The sequence below is a fragment of the Mesorhizobium sp. M2E.F.Ca.ET.219.01.1.1 genome (assembly GCF_004016445.2).
Classification (GTDB): Bacteria; Pseudomonadota; Alphaproteobacteria; order Rhizobiales; family Rhizobiaceae; genus Mesorhizobium.
This window is the reverse complement of record NZ_SADT02000245.1, coordinates 1-290: the sequence shown is the minus strand read 5'-3', so window position 1 is coordinate 290 and position 290 is coordinate 1. Positions and strand designations below refer to the sequence as shown.

General features: G+C 64.5%; 1 pseudogene. It reads right to left on the bottom strand.

The features are described from left to right. Positions 1–290, bottom strand: a pseudogene (locus EN862_RS35695) (glycosyltransferase family 39 protein); the annotation flags it as partial.

Here is a 290-nt window from a genome sequence, read left to right as displayed (position 1 = left end):
ATGCGGATCAGCCACGGTAGGACGATGACAAGCACGATCGCCACGCCACGCACGAGCTTGAGCTTCAAGAGCCAGCGCCGATCGCGGGCGAAGGCAAAGCGCGCCGCGTCCGTCAACAGAGACAAGAGCGGCGCAACCGGTCCCTTGATGAGGATGCCCAACCCTTGCGCGATCCAGAAGATCCACGACAGGTGCCCGGGAACCGGTTCGTTGCGCTTTGCCGCCAGATAGACCTGCGCCAGCGCGCCTTGCGCCAGCACGCAGCAGGCCAGAAGCATGGCGTCGGTCTT